Origin of the sequence: Archangium sp. (assembly GCF_045802675.1) — a bacterium.
Taxonomy (GTDB): domain Bacteria; phylum Myxococcota; class Myxococcia; order Myxococcales; family Myxococcaceae; genus Archangium.
The window spans coordinates 1-19,479 of sequence record NZ_JBJMQO010000137.1 but is presented as its reverse complement, the minus strand read 5'-3'; the positions used below and the strand labels follow the sequence as shown (position 1 = coordinate 19,479).

The 19,479-nt window shown below is 69.1% G+C and carries 13 protein-coding genes; 10 read left to right on the top strand and 3 right to left on the bottom strand.

Going from position 1 to position 19,479, the window contains the following annotated elements:
* Positions 1 to 249 precede the first annotated feature (249 nt).
* Genes ACJ8AN_RS37620 through ACJ8AN_RS37605 form a run of 4 tightly spaced genes read left to right on the top strand, consistent with a single transcriptional unit; the run spans position 250 to position 7,995 of the window.
* Positions 250 to 915 carry an HAD family hydrolase gene (locus tag ACJ8AN_RS37620; protein WP_407760429.1) on the top strand — a complete coding sequence of 222 codons (666 nt, stop codon included), beginning with the start codon at positions 250 to 252 and terminating at the stop codon, positions 913 to 915.
* A 15-nt stretch (positions 916 to 930) separates the two neighbouring features.
* The gene (locus tag ACJ8AN_RS37615; protein WP_407760428.1) at positions 931 to 2,544 is read left to right on the top strand and encodes a lactate racemase domain-containing protein; all 1,614 of its coding nucleotides are present in this window, start codon (positions 931 to 933) and stop codon (positions 2,542 to 2,544) included.
* Positions 2,545 to 2,563: 19 nt separating this feature from the next.
* Complete coding sequence (locus tag ACJ8AN_RS37610) at positions 2,564 to 6,970, top strand: AMP-binding protein (RefSeq protein WP_407760427.1); 4,407 nt, start codon at positions 2,564 to 2,566, stop codon at positions 6,968 to 6,970.
* The gene (locus ACJ8AN_RS37605; protein WP_407760426.1) at positions 6,967 to 7,995 is read left to right on the top strand and encodes an NAD-dependent epimerase/dehydratase family protein; all 1,029 of its coding nucleotides are present in this window, start codon (positions 6,967 to 6,969) and stop codon (positions 7,993 to 7,995) included. The genes ACJ8AN_RS37610 and ACJ8AN_RS37605 overlap by 4 nt, the downstream gene beginning before the upstream one ends.
* A gap of 25 nt (positions 7,996 to 8,020) precedes the next feature.
* Here ACJ8AN_RS37605 and ACJ8AN_RS37600 read toward each other — a convergent pair whose 3' ends face one another.
* Positions 8,021 to 8,824: a diguanylate cyclase gene (locus ACJ8AN_RS37600; RefSeq protein WP_407760425.1), complete on the bottom strand. Its 804-nt coding sequence runs from the start codon at positions 8,822 to 8,824 to the stop codon at positions 8,021 to 8,023.
* Positions 8,825 to 9,035: 211 nt separating this feature from the next.
* Here ACJ8AN_RS37600 and glgC point away from each other — a divergent pair, with 211 nt between their 5' ends.
* Positions 9,036 to 10,265 carry a glucose-1-phosphate adenylyltransferase gene (gene glgC / locus ACJ8AN_RS37595; RefSeq protein WP_407760424.1) on the top strand — a complete coding sequence of 410 codons (1,230 nt, stop codon included), beginning with the start codon at positions 9,036 to 9,038 and terminating at the stop codon, positions 10,263 to 10,265.
* 66 nt (positions 10,266 to 10,331) lie between these two features.
* Here the strand turns inward: glgC and ACJ8AN_RS37590 are convergent, their stop codons facing one another.
* A complete protein-coding gene (locus tag ACJ8AN_RS37590; RefSeq protein WP_407760423.1) occupies positions 10,332 to 11,756 on the bottom strand; it encodes an RtcB family protein in 1,425 nt (474 codons plus the stop codon).
* A gap of 254 nt (positions 11,757 to 12,010) precedes the next feature.
* Here ACJ8AN_RS37590 and ACJ8AN_RS37585 point away from each other — a divergent pair, with 254 nt between their 5' ends.
* Complete coding sequence (locus tag ACJ8AN_RS37585; RefSeq protein ID WP_407760422.1) at positions 12,011 to 13,969, top strand: ATP-binding protein; 1,959 nt, start codon at positions 12,011 to 12,013, stop codon at positions 13,967 to 13,969.
* Between the two features lie 10 nt (positions 13,970 to 13,979).
* On the opposite strand, the gene add is transcribed toward ACJ8AN_RS37585, so the two are convergent.
* Complete coding sequence (gene add, locus ACJ8AN_RS37580) at positions 13,980 to 15,140, bottom strand: adenosine deaminase (RefSeq protein WP_407760421.1); 1,161 nt, start codon at positions 15,138 to 15,140, stop codon at positions 13,980 to 13,982.
* A 54-nt stretch (positions 15,141 to 15,194) separates the two neighbouring features.
* Here add and ACJ8AN_RS37575 point away from each other — a divergent pair, with 54 nt between their 5' ends.
* The 4 genes from ACJ8AN_RS37575 (at position 15,195) to ACJ8AN_RS37560 (ending at position 19,349) form a co-directional block, all read left to right on the top strand.
* Entirely contained in the window at positions 15,195 to 16,262 is a 1,068-nt protein-coding gene (locus ACJ8AN_RS37575) for a PQQ-binding-like beta-propeller repeat protein (protein ID WP_407760420.1), read from the top strand.
* A gap of 367 nt (positions 16,263 to 16,629) precedes the next feature.
* A complete protein-coding gene (locus ACJ8AN_RS37570) occupies positions 16,630 to 16,896 on the top strand; it encodes a DUF2381 family protein (protein ID WP_407760419.1) in 267 nt (88 codons plus the stop codon).
* A gap of 139 nt (positions 16,897 to 17,035) precedes the next feature.
* Complete coding sequence (locus ACJ8AN_RS37565) at positions 17,036 to 18,583, top strand: Tox-REase-5 domain-containing protein (RefSeq protein WP_407760418.1); 1,548 nt, start codon at positions 17,036 to 17,038, stop codon at positions 18,581 to 18,583.
* A gap of 13 nt (positions 18,584 to 18,596) precedes the next feature.
* Positions 18,597 to 19,349, top strand: coding sequence for an Imm52 family immunity protein (locus tag ACJ8AN_RS37560; RefSeq protein WP_407760417.1), 753 nt, complete (start codon positions 18,597 to 18,599; stop codon positions 19,347 to 19,349).
* Positions 19,350 to 19,479 lie beyond the last annotated feature (130 nt).

Here is a 19,479-nt window from a genome sequence, read left to right as displayed (position 1 = left end):
GGATAAACCGGGTTCCGCTCGTGGACATCTACAAGCGGCCCGCGCGGAAGCGCGTGGCGTTGCCGCACCGTGACAAGACTGCGCCCGCGCGCCCCGCGCTACGAGCGGCCGTCAGGTCCCGTGCTGGACGAGCGACCTCGCGGGTCTTCGAAGGCCCCCGTGCTTCCCTGCCCCACTTCGCGCGAATTCCCCCATGCTTCGCGAGGTTGACACACGCCGGACTCCGGTGTCAGGAAGCCCGCCTTGCCTATGCCCGCGAAAGCAGCCTTCTACGATGTCGACGGGACGCTGATCAAAACCAACGTCGTCCACGTCTACGCCTACTACGCGATGAACCGGGGCTCGCTCCTGGGCATTGCCGGGAGGACCCTGGCCACCGCGGCCAGCGTGCCCCTCTTCGCCGCCATGGACGCGGTGAACCGCAAGGCGTTCAACGAGTTCTTCTATCGCTACTACGCCGGCCTTTCCGAGGACCGCCTCATCTCCGTCGCCGAGGACATGTTCGAGGACGTGCTCAAGCCCGCCATCTACGAGCAGACGCGCGACCTCATCGACCAGGCGCGCCGCGTGGGCTGCCGCATCGTGCTCGTCACCGGTGCGCTGGACTTCAGCATGCGCCCACTGGCCCGCTACCTGGGCGCGGACGACATGATCGCCAACAAGATGCAGTTCGTGGGCGGCAAGGCCACCGGCAAGGTCATCCCCCCCATCATCGAGGGAGCGAACAAGGCCAACGCCATCCGCTCCTACTGTGTCCGCGAGGGCCTCGCGCTGGACCAGTGCCACGGCTACTCCGACAGCGCCTCCGACTACGCCATGCTCTCCGTGGTGGGGCGGCCCACGGCCGTCAACCCGGACATGCGCCTGCGTTCCATTGCCCGGGCCTACAACTGGCCCATCCTCGACCTCAAGTAACGAAAGCCTTCCCCCATGCGCCCGCTCAAGACGCTCCAGAAGCTCTACGACGAGGAAAGCCAGGTCGTCATCACCGAGAAGGGCAGCCCCCCGCGGGCGCTCTTCTCCGGGGAGAACTTCCTCCTCGAGGACCTGCCCGTGGGTACCCGGGTCATCTTCCCCCGGCCGCCCCTGGCCGGCGTGCCCAACGTGAAGGCCGCCATCCGCTGGGCCATCAACCACCCCGAGGGCATGGAGCCGCTGCACGCCCTGCTCCGCCCGGGCATGAAGCTCACCTGCGTCATCGACGACATCTCCGTCCCGCTGCCGCCCATGGCCACCCCGGACGTGCGCCAGTCCATCCTCGAGGTGGTGCTGGAGCTGTGCGCCGACTCGGGCGTGGATGACGTGCACCTCATCATCGCCAACGCCCTGCACCGCCGCATGACGGAAGGCGAGATGCGGCGCATGGTGGGCCAGAAGATCTACGGCGCCTACTACCCGGACCGCTACTACAACCATGACGCCGAGGACCCGGACGGCATCGTGGAGCTCGAGCGCTCGCCGTGCGGCTCGCACGTGGTGGCCGTCAACCGGCGCGTGGCCGAGAGCGATCTCATCGTCTACGTGAACGTGAACTTCGTGCCCATGAATGGCGGGCACAAGTCCATGGGCACCGGCGTGGCCAACTACGCCAGCCTCCGGGCGCACCACAACCCGAAGACGATCCGCGAGTCCAAGAGCTACATGGAGCCGGGGCACAGCGAGCTGTACCGGCGCAATGAGAAGATTGGCAAGGCCATCGACAAGCACCTCAAGGTGTTCCACATCGAGACCTCGCTGAACAACCGCATGTTCGGCCCCGGCGTGGACTTCCTCCACAAGAAGGAGGAGGACTACACCGAGGGCGACCGGCTGAAGTTCCACGCCATGCGCTACGCGCTCTCGAAGATGCCGCGGGCGGCGGCGCGCAAGGTGCTCAACTCCATCCCCGCGCCCTATGACGTCACGGGCGTGTTCGCCGGCGCCACCGAGCCCACCCACGCCAAGACGCTGGAGAAGAGCTGGCAGCAGTACGTGGTTCCGGTGCAGGGGCAGAGCGACATCGTCATCTTCCCCATCCCCTTCATCTCGCCCTACAGCGTCAACTCCATCCTCAACCCGCTGCTGGTGCAGGTGATGGGCCTGGGCTACTTCTTCAACCTCAACCGCGGCGTGCCGCTGGTGAAGAAGGGCGGCGTCATCATCCTCACCCACCCCGCCTTCGACGAGTTCGACCCCGTCCAGCACCCCAGCTACATCGAGTTCTTCAACCGGGTGCTGCCCGAGACGCGCGACGCCGTGCAAATCGAGCAGAAGTACGAGCGCGAGTTCGCGGAGAACCCCAGCTACGTGCACCTGTACCGCAAGGGCAACGCCTACCACGGCGTGCACCCGCTCTACATGTGGTACTGGGGCGAGAACGGCCGCCAGCACGCGGGCAAGGTCATCGTCGCCGGCGGCGAGAACAACCACGTCCCGGCGCTGCTCGGCTGGGAGCGCACCGACACCCTCACCGAGGCCATCGAGGAGGCGCGCGGCTTCATGGGCCGCTCGGCCAGCATCAGCCTGCTGCGCATCGCCCCCACCGTCATGGTCGACGTGAAGTAAGCCCCCTGGGTTCCCCACGATGAGTGTTTCCGAGCTGAACGTCACCGAGGTCTTCACCGGCAAGCGCCTGCTCTTCGCGGGCTCCACCGGCTTCGTGGGCAAGGTCACCCTGTCCATGCTGCTGTCGCGCTACGGCGAGACGCTGGACAAGCTCTATGTGCTGGTGCGCAAGGGCAGTGCCCCGTCCGCCGAGCGCCGCTTCTTCGACAAGGTGGCCACCAGCGAGCCCTTCCAGCCGCTGCGCGACGCCTATGGCGAGGAGGGCGCGCTCGAGTTCATCCGCCGCAAGGTGGAGGTGCTCGACGGCGACATCACCGATCCGCTCATGGGCCTCACGCCCGAGCAGGCGGATGTGCTCACGGGCAAGGTGCACGCCATCGTCAACTGCGCGGGCCTGGTGTCCTTCAACCCGTCGCTGGAGGTGGGCCTCAACGTCAACACCCACGGCGTGAAGTACACCGTGGAGCTGGCGCTCAAGTGGAACGTGCCCCTCATCCACATGTCCACCGCCTTCGTCGCGGGCAACCGCAGCGGGCTCGTCTTCGAGGACGAGGAGGTGGTGGGCTACTTCCCCCGCCGCGACGAGCTTGACGGGCGCGACTTCAGCCTCGAGCAGGAGCTGGCGGACGCGGAGAAGGTCGTCGCCCGGCTGCGCGAGGAGGCGGATGACAAGGCGCTGGCCTCCCTCTTCCGCAAGAAGGCGCTGGAGCGGCTGGAGGAGGAGGGCCGCGACGCCACGGACGACAAGACGCTGCGCCTGGCCATGGGCCGCGAGCGCAAGCTGTGGCTCACGGGCGAGCTGGTGCGCGCCGGCATGGAGCGCGCGAAGCACTGGGGCTGGCCCAACACGTACACGTACACCAAGAGCCTGGGCGAGCAGGTGATGGCCAGCACGCCGGGCCTGCGCTACGCCATCGTCCGGCCCTCCATCGTCGAGTCCGCCCAGCACTTCCCCTTCCCCGGGTGGAACGAGGGCTTCACCACCTCGGCGCCGCTGGCCTTCGCCGGCATCAAGGGCCACCGCAACATCCCCGCCGGGGACAAGGCCATCCTGGACATGATTCCGGTGGACCACGTGGCCGGCGCCACCATCGGCATCACCGCGCACTGCATGCAGGTGGAGGAGCGGCGCGTCTACAACCTGGCCTCGGGGGACGTGAATCCCTTCTACGCCAGCCGCTCCATCGAGCTGGTGGGCCTCTACCGCCGCCGCTACTACCGCAACAAGGAGTCGGGCAACGCGCTGATGAACGAGGTGCGCTCGCGCGTCGAGCCGATACCGGTGAGCCGCCAGGTCTTCGAGAACCTCAGCGCCCCCATGTTCGTCAAGGGCGCGCGCTTCCTGCGCAAGGTCATCGACGAGGTGAAGCCCGCCTGGGGCGCGCCCAGCGTGCAGGCCATGCTGGAGAAGGCCCGCACGACGCTCGACGACGTGGAGAACCAGGCGATGAGCCTCGTGGGCCTCATCGAGCTCTTCCTCCCCTTCCTCTACGACAACCGCTACGTCTTCCGCTGCGACAACACCCGCTCGGTGTACGCGCGCATGGCCCACCACGACCGCGTGCGCATTCCGTGGGCCCCGGAAGCCATCGACTGGCGCGTCTACTTCCTCGACACCCACCTGCCCGGCCTGGAGAAGTGGGTGTTCCCCGGCCTCGAGGAGGAGACGAAGAAGCGCACCGTCATCTCCGCGAACCGCGACCTGCTGGAGATGCTCGAGGCGAGCGTCAACGCGTGGCGCCACCGCGTGGCCTTCCGTTACGCCGCCGACGAGAAGGAGGAGCGCCTCACCTACGGCGAGGTCCACCGCTACTCCAACCGCGTGGGCAGCTTCCTCCTGAAGGAAGGCGTCAAGCGCGGCGACCGGGTGATGCTGCTCTCGGAGAACCGGCCCGAGTGGCCCGTCTCCTACTTCGGCATCCTGCGCGCGGGCGCCGCCGCGGTGCCGGTGGACCCCAGCCTCAACGAGGCCGAGGTCGTCAACATCGCCCGCCGCTCCGAGGCGAAGGTGCTGCTCGTCTCCGAGCAGACGAACGAGGAGCTGCCGGGCCTGCAGAAGGCGCTGACGGACGCGGGCCTGTCCACGCGCATCGCCAGCCTCGCCGAGGCGATGACGGGCGACCCCGCGTACCCGGACAACATCGGGCCGGTGCGCCGCACGGCCGCCGCGGACGACGTGGCCAGCCTCATCTTCACCTCGGGCACCACGGGCACCCCCAAGGGCGTGATGCTCACCCACCGCAACTTCGCCTCGCTCATCGCGAAGCTCGCGGGCGCCTTCGACGTGGGCGTGGGTGACGGCGTCCTCTCCGTCCTCCCGCTGCACCACACCTTCGAGTTCTCCGCCGGCTTCCTCACCCCCTTCTCGCGCGGCACCGAGATTACCTACATCGACGAGCTCACCTCGGACCGCCTGGGTGAGGTCTTCGAGACGGGCCACGTGTCCGCGATGATTGGCGTGCCCGCGCTCTGGCAGCTCCTGCACCGCAAGGTGACGCAGGAGATGGCCGCCCGGCCGCCGCTGGTGGAGCAGACCATCAAGTCGCTCATGTCGGCACACGGCGAGCTGCGCAACCGCAGCAACGTCAACCTGGGCAAGCTGCTCTTCTGGCCCGTGCACCGCAAGTTCGGCGGGAAAATCAAATTCCTCGTGTCGGGCGGCTCGGCGCTGCCGGACGACGTGCACAAGGCCTTCCACCAGCTCGGCTTCAACATCATCGAGGGCTACGGCCTCACCGAGGCGGCCCCCGTCCTCACCGTGTCCGAGACGCGCGCCAACAAGCGTCTGCCGGGCACGGTGGGCAAGGCGCTGCCGGGCATCGAGCTGCGCATCCTCGAGCCGGACAATGACGGCATCGGCGAGGTGCTCGCCCGCGGCCCCAACGTCATGGCCGGCTACTTCGGGGACAAGAAGTCCACCGACGTCGTCCTCAAGGAGGGCTGGCTGTACACCGGAGACCTCGGGCGCCTGGACGCCGAGGGCCACCTGTACCTCGTGGGCCGCAAGAAGGACGTCATCATCGACGCCAACGGGAAGAACGTGTACCCGGACGAGCTCGAGGAGACGTACGGCACCCACTCGCACATCAAGGAGCTGTCCATCGTCGGCCTGCCCGACGAGGGCGGTGGCGAGAAGGTCGCCTGCCTCTGCGTGCCGGACTACAAGGACCGGCCCCGCGAGGAGGTGCGGCGCGAGCTGGAGGAGCACTTCCGCAAGACGGGCCAGGAGATGCCCTTCTACCGCCGCGTGAAGGTGCTGCGCTTCTGGGACGGCGAGCTGCCGCGCACCTCCTCGCGCAAGGTGAAGCGCAAGGGGGTGGTGGAGGAGCTCAAGCGCCTGGAGCGTCTGGCCTCCTCGGGCGAGAAGGCCCGCGAGAAGGTGCAGACCACCACGGGCGGCGTGTCCGACTGGCTCTACCCGCTCATCGCCGAGGTGGTGAACAAGCCCCTCTCCGACATCCGCCCCGAGGCGCACCTCGCGGGGGACCTGGGCCTGGACTCGCTCATGCTCACCGAGCTGTCCGTGGCGCTGGAGCAGGCCGGCGTGCCGCTGCCCACGGTGAACGACCTGACGCACGTGCAGACGGTGGATGACCTGCGCAAGCTGGTGGTCTCCAGCGGCCGCCGCCCCACCCTGGAGACGCGCGCCAAGGAGATTTCCCGCGAGGTGGAGAAGAGCGAGGAGGCCGAGATTCCGGTGCCGGAGCCGCTCGTCACGGTGGGCCGGCAGTTGGTGCGGCTCGGCCAGCAGGCGATTTTTGGCGGCCTCTTCGACGTGAAGGTGACGGGCAAGCCCTTCATCCCGATGAACCGCAACTTCCTCGTCATCGCCAACCACACCAGCCACCTGGACATGGGGCTGGTGAAGGTGGTGCTCGGCGAGCAGGGCCAGCGGCTCACCACGCTCGCGGCGCGGGACTACTTCTTCGATACGCCCCTCAAGCGCGCGTACTTCGAGAACTTCACGGACCTCATCCCCATGGACCGGCACGGCTCGCTGCGCGAGTCGCTGCGGCTGGCGGGCAACGCCCTGCGCCAGGGCTTCAACCTGCTCATCTTCCCCGAGGGCACGCGCTCGGTGACGGGCGAGCTGCTCAAGTTCAAGCCCACGCTGGGCTACCTGGCGCTCACCTACGAGGTGGACGTGCTGCCCGTCTACCTCAAGGGCGCCTTCGAGGCCCTGCCCAAGGGCCGCATGGTGCCCAAGTCGCGCGAGCTCGAGGCCCACATCGGCCCCGCGCTCACGTACGAGATGCTGCGCGCCAAGACGCAGGGCATGGCGCGCTCGGAGAGCTACCGCTACGCCACGAAGCTGGCGGAAGACTCCATCCAGGCACTGGCCGCCGGCCGCGTGCTGAGCTTCGAGGAGTCCGCCACGGTCGAGGACCAGCGCCGCGCTCTGTCCACGGGAGGGAGCGAGTCATGAAGCTGCTCGTCACGGGAGGCACGGGTTTCCTCGGCACGCACCTGGTGCCCAAGCTGGTGGCCGAGGGCCACGAGGTGCGCGTCATCGGCCGCTCCAAGCCCTCGGGCCCGGGCTTCGAGAAGGTGGAGTTCGTCCAGGCGGACCTGAAGAACCGCGAGGCCGTGCGGCGCGCGCTCGAGGGCGTGCAGGCGCTCTACCACCTGGCGGGGCTCGTCTCCTTCCAGGACAAGGACGCGCGGCGCATGTACGAGCTGCACGTGGACGCCACGCGCGAGCTGCTGCGCGACGTGCGCGAGTCCGGCGTCCAGCGCGTCATCCTCGCCTCCACCTCGGGCACCATCGCCGTGTCCAAGGAGGAGCGCGTGGGCACCGAGGAGGACAACTACCCCCTCGAGGTGGTGGGCCGCTGGCCGTACTACCTGTCGAAAATCTACGAGGAGAAGCTCTCGCTGGAGTACTGCCGCCAGCACGCCATTCCCCTCGTGGTGCTCAACCCCAGCCTCCTCATGGGCCCGGGGGATGACCGGCTGTCCTCCACCTGGACGGTGCTCAAGTTCCTCCAGGGCGAGATTCCCGCCATGCCCGGTGGCGGCATGTCCTTCGTGGACGTGCGCGACCTGGCGGACGCCTTCGTCCACGCGCTCTCGCGCGGCGAGGTGTACGGGCGCCACCTGATGGGCGTGAACCTGTCCATGACGGACTTCTTCCAGCGCCTGGAGCGCCTGTCGGGCGTGGCCGCGCCGCGGCTGAAGCTGCCCTCGCGGGTGAACGTGCTCGGGGCGAAGGTGCTCGAGCAGGTGGCGAAGTGGCGCGGGACGAAGCCCACCCTGGACCCCCAGGAAGTGGACATCGGCGAGCACTGGTTCTGGCTGGACTCGTCGAAGGCCGAGCGCGAGCTGGGCTTCAAGGCGCGCGATGTCCACGAGACGCTGCACGACACGGTGCGGTACACCTACTCGCGGATGGCGCCGGGGCACCTGCCGGGCACCAAGGGCCGGCTCGAGGAGCTGCGCGAGGGGACCTGAGTCCCCTCACCCGAGGGAGGCCGGCCTACCAGATGACCCGGTTACGCCCGGCCTTCTTCGCCTTGTACAGGTTGGCGTCCGCCAGCTTGATGAACTGCAGCGGCTCCACCATGTCCGGCGTCATGTCCGCCACCCCCAACGACAGGGTGACCGGAATGTCCTGGTTCTCGAAGGTGAACTGCTTCGCCTCGATGGTGGCGCGGATCTTCTCCGCGAAGATGCGCGCCTTGTCCGTCCCATCCTCGGGGATGACGATGGCGAACTCCTCGCCGCCGTAGCGCGCGAAGCACTGCTCCTTGCGCACCATCCGCTTGATGGTCTGCGCCAGCTCGCGCAGCACGTAGTCACCCGCCAGGTGCCCGTGCACGTCGTTGATCTTCTTGAAGAAGTCGATATCGAACAACATCAGCGTCAGGGGGCGCCCGTAGCGGTGGCACCGCCCCATCTCCCTCTCCAGGTACTCGAGGAAGAAGCGCTTGTTGTTGATGCCGGTGAGACCATCCTGAATGGTCAGCGTGTAGATGGTCTCGTGGTACTGCAGCTCCACGTTGTCACCGGTGAGGAACTTGAAGATGGAGCCACCCACCTTGATGATGTCCCCACTGCGCAGCGGGGTCTCCTGCGTCACCTCCTGGTCGTTCAGGTAGGTGCCGTTGGTGGAGCCCAGGTCCTGCACGAACATCCGTCCCTGCTTGCGGAGGATGCGCGCGTGCTTGCGCGAGACGTTGTCGAGGTCCACCACGATGTGGTTGCCCTCTTCACGCCCGATGGTGAAGTCGTTCTCCTGGAGCGCGTACTTCTTGCCCAACTCCGGACCGTGGATCTGCACGATGCAGCATTCCGCGTCGACCGGGGTCGCCAGCTCCTTGATCGAGGAGATCTTGGTTACTCGGGTTTCGTCGCCAGCCATCGTCTGGAAGACATAGCACGGCTCCCCCGGTGGAAGCCACGAGGGCTCGCGAAACCCCCGATTTGGCTACTCAACGAACGCCTCCAAACGGCCTTGCCGGGCCCTTCCCCCCAGGTAATTTGGTCCCCCTATGGCCAAGACGCTGGCAATGATCCTCGCAGGGGGCGCCGGAACCCGGTTGGAGCCCCTCACTCGTGAACGCGCCAAGCCCGCGGTGCCCTTCGGCGGGCGCTATCGCATCATCGACTTCGTCCTCTCCAACTTCGCCAACTCCGGCATCTACCGGATGAAGGTGCTGACCCAGTACAAGAGCGACTCGCTCAACAAGCACCTGTCGCGCGCCTGGAGGATGACGGCCTTCCTGGGCCACTACGTGGAGACGGTGCCCGCGCAGATGCGCACCGGCATGGACTGGTACAAGGGCAGCGTCGACGCCATCTACCAGAACCTCAACATCATCACCGACGAGGAGCCGGACCACATCTTCGTCTTCGGCGCCGACCACGTGTACCGCATGGACTGCCAGCAGATGCTGGACTTCCACGTGGCGCGCAAGGCCACCTGCACCGTGGCCGCCATCCCCGTGCCCATCGAGGAGGGCCGCGAGTTCGGCATCATCGACGTGGGAGCGGACGGGCGGATGAAGGGCTTCGTGGAGAAGCCCAAGAACCCGCCGCCCATGCCCGGCAACCCGAAGATGTGCCTGGCCTCCATGGGCAACTACCTCTTCTCCACCGACGCGCTGGTGAAGGAGGTGGTGCGCGACGCCGCCGACGAGGCGAGCGTCCATGACTTCGGCAAGTCCATCATCAGCGAGCTCTACAAGCGCGAGCCGGTGTACGTGTACGACTTCGCGCAGAACGTCCTCGCCGGCCAGGAGGAGAAGGAGCGCGGCTACTGGCGCGACGTGGGGAACATCGACACCTACTACCAGTCCAACATGGACCTGGTGGAGGTGGACCCCGTCTTCAACCTCTACAACGACCGCTGGCCCATCTACACCCAGCCCAACAACTTCCCGCCCGCCAAGTTCGTCTTCGCCGACCGGGAGAACCAGCGCGTGGGCCACGCCACCGACTCGCTGGTGAGCGAGGGCTGCATCATCTCCGGCAGCCACGTCAACCGCTCGGTGCTCTCCCCGAAGGTGCGCGTCAACTCGTTCTCCGAGGTGCAGGACTCCCTCCTCTTCGAGAACGTCACCATCGGCCGGCGCTGCCGCATCCGCCGCGCCATCATCGACAAGAACGTGGAGATTCCCCCGGGGATGACCATCGGCTACGACCTCGACGAGGACCGGCGCCGCTTCCACGTCACCCCCGGCGGCGTCGTCGTCATCCCCAAGGGCATGAAGGTGGGCTGAGCGCCTCCTCCACCCCTTGGAGCACTCGAAGGCCCGGGCCCCGCGGCAGCCCGGGCCTTCTCGTTTTCACGCCTTGAAGGTCATCAGCGGGGCCAGCCGCGCCACCTCCCGGACGATGCCGGCCTCCACCTGCGAGGCCACCACCGGGCCAATGGGCTTGTAGGCCGCGGGCGCCTCTTCAATCCGGCGCTCGGCCCGCAGGGTGATGCAGTCCACCCCCGTGAGGCCCAGCGCCTCCTCGCGGTGGTCCGCCCCGCCCCGCGCCATGGAGAAGCGCGAGCGCGCCCGCCCCGCCCCGTGCGACGCCGAGGCCAGCGCCTCCACGTTGCCCCGCCCCACCATCAGGTAGGACGCCGCCCCCATGGAGCCGGGGATGATGACCGGCTGCTCCGCCTCGGCCGGACACGCCCCCTTGCGCGCCAGCCACCCGCCCTCCCACGGCAGGGTGATGTTGTGCGGCACGTCGTAGACGAGCGGCGCCTCCACGTCCCCGAACAGCTCCCGCAGGGTGTGCCGCAGCAGCTCCGCCAGCAGCAGCCGGTTGAGGAAGGCGTAGTTGGCCGCCGTGGCCTCGGCCCGGAGGTACTCGCGCACCAGCGCCGGCTCCGCCAGCGGGAGGATGCCGCTCTCCGGGAAGGGCGCCCCCACCGGCCACGCCGCACGCACGCGCTGCTGCCAGGTGAACCCCACGTGCTTGCCCATGTCCCGCGAGCCCGAGTGCACCATGAAGGCGAGCTGCCCCTCGCGCACACCCCACTGCCACGCCCGCGCCCGGTCCACCACCGCCTCCACCCGCTGCACCTCGACGAAGTGGTTGCCCCCGCCGATGGTGGCCAGCCCGGGGTCGCGCACCACGCCCTCGCGGCGCAGCCCCGTGGGTGCCCACGCCGGGTCCCCCTCCAGCGCCCCGCCCAGGTACACCCGCGCGGACTCCCGCTCGAGCTGCCCCAGGTCCGCCTTCGCCACCACCCCCAGCGGCTCCTCCAGCGTCTCCAGCAGCCAGCCCGGCAGGCCGTCGCGCAGCAGCGCCTCCACCGCGCGCGAGCCCAGCGCCACGTCCCGGGTGCCGAAGAAGTAGTGGCCCTTCATCCGCTCGACGAAGGCGTCGCGCCGGGCGAGGAAGGCCTCCACGGGAATGTCCGCCACGTGCAGGCGCATGCCGCAGTTGATGTCGGTGCCCACCGCGCCAGGCACCACCAGGCCCTCGGTGTGCACCACCGAGCCGATGGCCACTCCCGAGTCACCCGGGTGGAAGTCCGGCGTGGCGCGCACCCGCTTCACCCGGCCGCCGTCCGGGTGCCTCAGCGCCGCGAGCGCGGCGAGCTGCTGGAAGGCCTTGCCCTCCACGGGCAGGTCCGGTGGGAGGAGCACCTCGGCGGGAGGCGCGTGCGTGTCGCCCTGGAGGCGCACGGTGTAGACACGACCGTCGTACGTCACATCGAGCCCCTCACGGGCGAACGCCCGCAGGAGCCGGTTCATTTTCGGCTGCATGACCTTCTCGGAATCTGGCCCGCGCCCGGAGGGGCACGGGGGTCCTGGACGAATGGATTCGAGACCTCGGGTCAGCAGCCGCGGTCGTGGACGCCGGAGCGTCCGCCGTGCCCAGGGACGTCCGGGAGCGGCCTCGCCTGACACCCCTTCCACTCCGCCCGGGGCCGCCCGGCCGCTCACCGGGGAAGAGACCGGGATGCCCCCTGTGGGCCCGCGGGTGTTGAATCCCATGGTACCCAGGGAGGAGGAGAGCCATGGCCGAGCCGCAGTCAGGTGAGGGAAAGCGGGAGGAGCCCGAGCCGGCGGGTGCCGCGCCCCTGCTCTGGGTGGGCGGAGGTCTCCCACCGCGCTTCCGGTGGGTGAGTCCCTCCCTCGTCCAGGCCCTCGGCCATGCCCCCGAGGCGTGGAAGGCGCGCGGCTTCCTCCAGCGGCTGGTGCACCCGGAGGACCTCGAGCGGGTGCTGGACACCTGGCGGACGGTGGCCCGCACGGGGGAGGCCCGCACCGTCGAGCTCCGCGCGACAACCGCGGACGAACGGAGCGTCCGTCTGTCCGTCGAGCTGAACGCCATCGAGCCCGCGGCGGATGGAGCCGGAGAGCTCGTCGGCACCGTGCGGCTCCTCGCCTCTTCCCCCCGGCCCGTGCCCCCGGCGGCCGGCATGTCGGACCTGGAGAAGGTGGCCCAGGAGCTCGCCCGTGCCCAGCGCGAGCGCGAGGAGCTCATCAACGCCGTCGACGGCATCGTCTGGGAGACGGACGCGAGCTTCCGCTTCACCTTCGTCAGCCAACAGGCCGAGCGCCTGCTCGGCTATCCCGTCCAGCAATGGACGCGGGAGCCGGACTTCTGGCTGAAGCACCTCTACCCCTCGGACCAGGACTGGGCCCCCGCCTTCTGCATCAAGGCGGCCACCGAGTGCAGGCCGCACGAGTTCGACTACCGGATGGTCGCCGCCGACGGCCGCGTCGTGTGGCTGCGCGACCTCGTCACGGTGGTCTCCGAGGGAGGCAGCTTCCGCAAGCTGCGCGGCATCATGGTGGACATCACCGAGCAGCGCCGGGCCCAGGAGAACCTGGAGCGCACCGTCTCGGCGCTGCGCGCCACCCTCGACTCCACCGCGGATGGCGTCATCGTGGTGGACCGGGACTGGAGGATCACCACCTTCAACGCGCGGTTCCAGGAGCTCTGGAACATCCCCAGCCGCCTGCTGGACACCCGGGATGGCCGGGCGCTGAGCGCGTACATGGGCCCTCAGCTCAAGGACCCGGAGCAGGTGCGCGCGCGGGTCCTGGAGTTGTTCGCGGCTCCCGAGCAGGAGAGCTTCGAGGTGCTGGAGCACCTCGACGGGCGCATCCTCGAGCGCTACTCGCGCCCCCAGCGGCTGGGAGACACCATCATCGGCCGCGTCTTCAGCTACCGGGACGTGACGGCGCAGCGCCGCGCCCAGGCCGAGCGCGAGCGGCTGCTGCGCGAGGCCGAGGAGGCCATCCGCGTGCGCGACGACTTCCTGTCCATCGCGTCCCACGAGCTGAAGACGCCCCTCACGCCCCTCAAGCTCCACCTGCAGGTGCTCAAGCAGCGCGGGAGCGCCGGACAGCCCGTGCCCCTCCACCACGCGGAGAAGGCGCTCGCCCAGGTGGTGCGGCTCTCCGGGCTCATCAATGATTTGCTGGACACCTCGCGCATCCAGGCGGGCCGGCTGGAGCTGCGGCACGAGCCCGTGTCGCTCCGGGAGCTCACCCACGAGGTGCTCGCGGACCTGCGCCCCGTCAGCCCCCACCACACGCTCGAGTACGAGGAGCCCGGCGAGCCACTCACCCTCCACGGAGACCGGAGCCGGCTGGCGCAGGTGCTGGTGAACCTGCTGGAGAACGCCCTCAAGTACAGCCCCACGGGCGGCACCATCCGCGTCACGCTGGAGCGCCAGGGAGCCCTCGCGCGCGTCTCGGTGGCGGACAGGGGCATTGGCATCCCCGCGGACCAGAAGGCCCACCTCTTCGAGCGCTTCTTCCGGGCGCGCAACGCCCCCATCTCCGGCTTCGGCGGGCTGGGACTGGGGCTCTACATCTGCCGCGACATCGTCGAGCACCACGGCGGCCACATCTGGGTGGAGAGCGAGGTGGGCCAGGGCTCCACCTTCCGCTTCACCCTCCCGGTGGAGGACGGCGCGGACGGCGCTCTGGCGCCACCGGCCCACCTCCCCGGGTCGTCTTGAGCCGTGGGGCTCAGGCCGACTGCTTCACCGCCTGCGGCCGCTTCTCGAAGTCCGCCAGCGTGCGGGCGATCTCCTGGTTCACCTGGCGCAAGAGGTCCTGCTTCTCGCGGAACGGGAGGAAGGCGCTCTTGAAGCCGGAGACGATGATGGTGGTCAGGTCCTCCAGCGCCAGCCCCAGCTCCTTGTGCGCCAGCCACAGCTCCTTCGTCACCGTGGTGTCGGTGATGAGGCGGTTGTCCGTGTTGATCGTCACCCGCAGGCCGTAGTCGAAGTAGAACTTGAGCGGGTGGGCGTCCAGGCTCGGCACCGCGCGCGTCTGCACGTTCGAGGTGGGGCACACCTCGAGCGGAATCCGGTGGTCGTTCACGTAGTTGAGCAGGTCGCCATCCTCGCGCAGGCGCGTGCCGTGGCCGATGCGGTGCGCCCCCAGGTAGTGGATGGCCTGGGAGATGGACTCGGGCCCGAAGGCCTCGCCCGCGTGGGCGGTGCAGTTGACGTTGTTCTTGAGGATGAGCTGGAAGGCTTCCTTGTGGTCCTTGGCGGGGAAGTTCGCCTCGGCGCCCGCCAGGTCGAAGCCGATGACGCCCCGGTTCTTGTAGGCCACGCTCAGCTCCGCCAGCCGCATGGACGTCTGCGGGTTGATGTGGCGGATGCCGCAGATGATGACGCCGTATTTGATTCCCGTCTCGCGCTTGGCCACGCGCAGGCCCTCGAGCACCGAGTCGATGACCGTGGTCATCTTCAGGCCCTTCTGCAGGTGCAGCGCGGGCGAGTAGCGCACCTCGATGTAGCGCACGTTCTCGGCCGCCGCGTCCACGGCGAGCTCATAGGCCGAGCGGTAGAGGGCCTCGGCCGTCTGAAGCACCGAGAGCGTCACGTCGAAGGCCACGAGGTAGTCCTCGAGGCTCTCGCACACCTGGCCCATGTGGATGGCCTTGGCCAGGCCGTCCTCGGTGTCCGCGGGCAGCTTCACCTTCTGCTGCTCGGCCAGCTCGAGAATCGTCTTGAGCCGCATGGAGCCGTCGAGGTGACAGTGCAGGTCCGTCTTGGGCAGGGCGAGGAGCAGCTCCTCGGTGACGGGAATGGCCGGGGGTGGGGCCGAGTCGAACCTGCGTGCGGATGAGGGGATACCAGTCGAGCTGGGGAGCTCGTCGTCGCGAATCGAAGCCATGTCGGGTTCCTTCCTTGCCAAGCATCCTAGGGGTCTGAAAATCCTCCCTCAACCATGCCGCCGCCCGTCTGTCCGCGCCTCGTCTTACTGCTCGCCATCGTGGCGCTGATGGCCGCCTGCCGGCAGCCCACCGACAAGCTCTTCGCCTTCTCCTCCGACGCCCCCTCCCGGGCGGGGCTGGTGCCCCTCGGGGACGGGGTCCTCGTGGGCAACGAGGCCGGCCGGCTCCTGCGCCTGAGCCCCCAGGGGGAGCCGGTGTGGCAGGTGGAGCTCGGCCGCGAGGTGGCCGCGCGCCCCACGGTGTCGGGGGACAGCATCATCGTGGGAACGGTGGGCGGGACTCTCGTCAGCCTCACGCTCGCCCAGGGCACGGAGCGCTGGCGGCTCACCGGACAGCCGGCCGTGCTGACGGCGCTCGTCTCGGACGCGGGCTCGGCCTACGTCGTGGCGCCGGATGGGAGCGTGCGTGCCCTGGCGGTGGACTCGGGCGAGGTGCGCTGGCGCCGGCCCCTGCCCCCGGGCGGGCCCCGCCCCGAGTCCACCCGGCCCCTGCCCTCCCCCGTGCTCGCCGGGGGCGTCCTGGTGGTGGCGCTCGGAGACGGGGGGGTGGTGGCGCTGTCGGCGCAGGACGGCACCGTGCGCTGGCGCCGGCCCCTGACGCAGGTGCTCGGCCTGGAGGCCCGGGGCGAGGCGCTGTACGTCTCCACCCGCAAGGGCGAGGTGCTCGCGCTCGGGCTCGCCGACGGACAGGTGCGCTGGCGGCAGACGCCGGCCAAGGCCCTCACGAGCCCCCCGAGCTTTGCCCTGGGGAACCTCTGGGTGGGCACGGACGAGCCGCTGCTGCTCGCGCTGTCGCCCCAGGACGGACGGGAGGTGTTCCGCGTGGGCCTGCCCGCGCCCCTGGTGACGCAGGTGGCGGAGTACCGCGAGTGGCTGCTGGTGCCCACCCGGGGCAACCAGGGGTGGCTGCTCGGGCTCAAGCCGCGCGAGGGCCCTCCGGTGTTCTCGCTGCGGCTGGACACGCCGCTCCTCACCCGGCCCGTGGTGCTGGGAGAGCAGCTCTTCGCACAGGGACAGGACGGGCGCGTGCTCTCGTGGCGGCTCCAACCACCGAAGCCGTGAAGGCTACGTCCCGGAGCCGATTTCCTCCTGACGACCCGAAGCGCGCTTCACTGGTAGACGTCTACCAGTGGGTCGAGCCAGCGCCCGCGTTTCGGAAGGCGAGGTGCTGCGTGTTCTCCCGTCTCTTTGGCCCTCGCCGCCCAGGCGGATGAGGGGCCCGCTGGTTGAACGTATTGGCCCTGGTGGTGCTCGTGGCGCAATGCGCGTGCGTCACCACCGCGCCCGCCATCGTGCCCAGCAGCACACCGGGGCACAACGGTTACAGCAACGCGCCCGTGGGCATCGACTCCCCTTCGGCCACCTGCCGTAACAGCCTCTCCGCCTGCGCCGCCCTTTACGGGAAGCGTGAGCCCCCGAGCGGGTGGCCGTGGAGATGGTCCTCTCCCATCCAGGCACGGAGCCGTGGACGGTGGCGGGCGCGGTGCTGCGCGGCGCCAAGGGCGAGGTGTTGAAGCCCCTGGCGCTCTGGGCGCCCGAGCCCATCCTCCCCGCCGCGGCAGGGCGTTTCGACCGGGGCCGCGTCGTGGTGGAGGTTCAGGCCACGCCGGAGGAGGCCCGGAGCGCATACACCCTCACGCTCTGGGACGCCGGGCGCACGCGCACCGTCACCCTTGGCAACGTGACGTTCCCGTAGCCGCCGGGCCAGGAGCCGCGTGGAAACCTCCTGCGTCCTGTTCTGGCCTCCCTACCCATTGGCTTGACGTGCACCTCCGCGCGCCCGTTGACTCCGGGAAAACCGGAGTGCGGCCCAGGTGGCCCGCTGGAGGTGCCCCATGTCTCCCTGTCGGCTTGGAGCCGTCCCACTGGCCCTGGCCCTGCTCGTGCTCCTCAATGGGTGCGCCACGGGCCATCCGCTTGGGAGTCTGAGTGGCGGCGTGGGGCTGCATTCAGGGGCCACCTCCTGGCGCCACGCCGCAGAAGCCCGGCGGCCCGCGGACACGCCCGTGACAGGGGAGGAGGGAAGCGCGGGTGGTTTCCCCGAGCAGACAGCGGACCTCTTCCAGGTGGTGCAGGAGGCCAGCGGCCTGCCGGAAGAAGCCCGGCATCCACCAGGCGCCGCGCTCTATCAGGCGCAGGCGCGTGAGTTGCTGGGCCGGTTGGCGAAGACGCGCGCGACACCCCACAGCTTCGCCCCGCGCCGGCTGCTGTTGTGGCTGCTGCGCGAGGTGCTCGAGGGCGGCGAACGCGTGGAGTACGACGCTTTGAAGTGGCGTGCCGAGCGCTTCGGCTTGCTGGTGCTGGTGCGCCCGGACGGGTACCTGGTGTCCGCGCTCACCGGCACCCCGCTCCAGCGCATGGGTGCCCTGGAGTTGGTGAAGGGCGAGTGGAAGGTGGGCCAGCTCCGGGTGGGCGACGTCTACTTTTCCCATGGAGGCGTCCTCTATCCGGTCACCGAGGCCTTGCGGCGCGCGGACGGCCCGCCCCTGGCCGAGCTGAGCCTGGGACGCGATCCACTCAACGCCGCGCTCGATGGGGCGCAGGACGCCATGACGGAGATGACCGTGGCGATGGCCGGCACCCTCCTCCACCCCATCCGCACCGTGGAGGACCTGGGGCAACTGCCCGCCACGGTGGCGCTGCTCATCGCCTCCTCGCCCGAGTACTTCGCGCGCTACGGCGCCATGTCCCACGAGGACCAGATTCGGGAGGCGGCGCGCCTGTCCACGCACGTGCTCGCGCTGCTCGGGGGCGCGCGGGCCACGGTGGGGCGGATCAGTGGGCTGGGAGCGGAGCTGCCGGTGGTGTCGCTCACGGCCGAGGGCGAGCTGGTGCTGGGCGGAGCCGTGGTGGCGGGAAGCTCGACGGCCACCACCGTGAGCGTGGACCTCGGCGCGCTCTCCATCCTCCACATGGCGGGCAAGGGGCAGGGAAAGAGCAGCGGCGCGAGCGGCAAGGCGGGCAAGTCATTCAAGACGGCTTCGCTGAAGGGGCCCGGCCAGTGGACGTACAAGAAGCCCACCAACGAATCCAAGAGCTCCCAGGACTTCCAGGAGCAGATAACCGGACGGCCTGCCTGGTACGTGTACACGGTGGGGCTACTGGAGTTCGACGGCTTCAACGGCCTGGAGTTGCTGGAAGCCAAGGGCCCCGGCTACCTCCGCTTCTTCAACCCGGATGGCACGCCCAAGTCCTGGTACAAGAACTCCGGAGGGTTCAAGGAGATGATGACACAAGCCGGCAGGCAGTCGAAAGCCGCCCGGGATTTGGGGTACCCAGTGGCCTGGCATGTCGCCGATGCCAAGGTCGCGGAGTTCCTTCGTAAGACATTCAAGGAACAAGGATGGAACAACATCACCGTCCATTACACGCGAGCACAGTAGAGGAGGAGCACGTATGCAGGCAGACCCTGAGGGCTACTACGTGGGGGCGTACTGGGGGCCGCGCAAAGAGACGGCGCTGGAATGCGCCCGGCGCGCGGAGCTCTTCTTCCACATGCTGGCACGGTGCGACCCGTCCTTCACCCACTGGTACCACGCGGGCCGCGGCTTCCCCCGCGAATTGCCGGGCTGGCCCCTCCGCCCGGAGGTGGGGGAATTGGAGAAGTTCTTCTTGAAGGGCCGGAACCGGACGGATGTCGGCAAGGAGGTCATCGAGGATCTGGGCTTCTATCAGATGGTGTGGAACGCGAAGGAGAAGGCCACCGACCTTTCCATTTCCTGCGGTGGATACGCCCCCTCGGGTGGCCCCAACAATTGCCTGCTCAAACCACACAGGCAGGGCGAGGTGCGGGAGCGACTGCTGCGCGTGCCGGTGCTCACCGAGGTGCTCACCAGCATGGCCACCGCGTGGGACCCCGACTTCGCCATGGCCAGCTCGAACGAGATGGTGGACCAGGTGGAGAAGGGTGATTTCGAGGTACGCGTGGGCTGGCTGACGTACCTCTCGCGCCGCCTGGGCACGCTCCCGCCGCTGCCCGCGCCCGTGCGGATCGAGCCGGTGGGCGCACTGGGCTGGCTCCTCATCCTCTCCCCCGAGCCCATGACGGCGAGCAACCCCGAGCACGTGGCCTTCACCGTGCGCGTGCGCAACCTGCTCGACCGCGCGGGCCTCATCGCGCGCCCGGAAGCCAAGCCCATTGGCGGGTGATAGGGATCTGCACCGTCAGCAACCGCGCCGTACCGCGCCGTGGGCACTCCGTACGGCTGCTGCACGGCGCGGCGGGGCCTTCGCGCTCCGCATCATGGCCGTGCCCGAAGGCAGCCGGTGGAACACCTGT

Coding starts and splice junctions, on each gene's coding strand:
- ACJ8AN_RS37620 (WP_407760429.1), top strand. CDS start 250: ATGCCCGCGAAAGCAGCCTTCTACGATGTCGACGGGACGCTGATCAAA.
- ACJ8AN_RS37615 (WP_407760428.1), top strand. CDS start 931: ATGCGCCCGCTCAAGACGCTCCAGAAGCTCTACGACGAGGAAAGCCAG.
- ACJ8AN_RS37610 (WP_407760427.1), top strand. CDS start 2,564: ATGAGTGTTTCCGAGCTGAACGTCACCGAGGTCTTCACCGGCAAGCGC.
- ACJ8AN_RS37605 (WP_407760426.1), top strand. CDS start 6,967: ATGAAGCTGCTCGTCACGGGAGGCACGGGTTTCCTCGGCACGCACCTG.
- glgC (WP_407760424.1), top strand. CDS start 9,036: ATGGCCAAGACGCTGGCAATGATCCTCGCAGGGGGCGCCGGAACCCGG.
- ACJ8AN_RS37590 (WP_407760423.1), bottom strand. CDS start 11,756: ATGCAGCCGAAAATGAACCGGCTCCTGCGGGCGTTCGCCCGTGAGGGG.
- ACJ8AN_RS37585 (WP_407760422.1), top strand. CDS start 12,011: ATGGCCGAGCCGCAGTCAGGTGAGGGAAAGCGGGAGGAGCCCGAGCCG.
- add (WP_407760421.1), bottom strand. CDS start 15,140: ATGGCTTCGATTCGCGACGACGAGCTCCCCAGCTCGACTGGTATCCCC.
- ACJ8AN_RS37575 (WP_407760420.1), top strand. CDS start 15,195: ATGCCGCCGCCCGTCTGTCCGCGCCTCGTCTTACTGCTCGCCATCGTG.
- ACJ8AN_RS37565 (WP_407760418.1), top strand. CDS start 17,036: ATGTCTCCCTGTCGGCTTGGAGCCGTCCCACTGGCCCTGGCCCTGCTC.
- ACJ8AN_RS37560 (WP_407760417.1), top strand. CDS start 18,597: ATGCAGGCAGACCCTGAGGGCTACTACGTGGGGGCGTACTGGGGGCCG.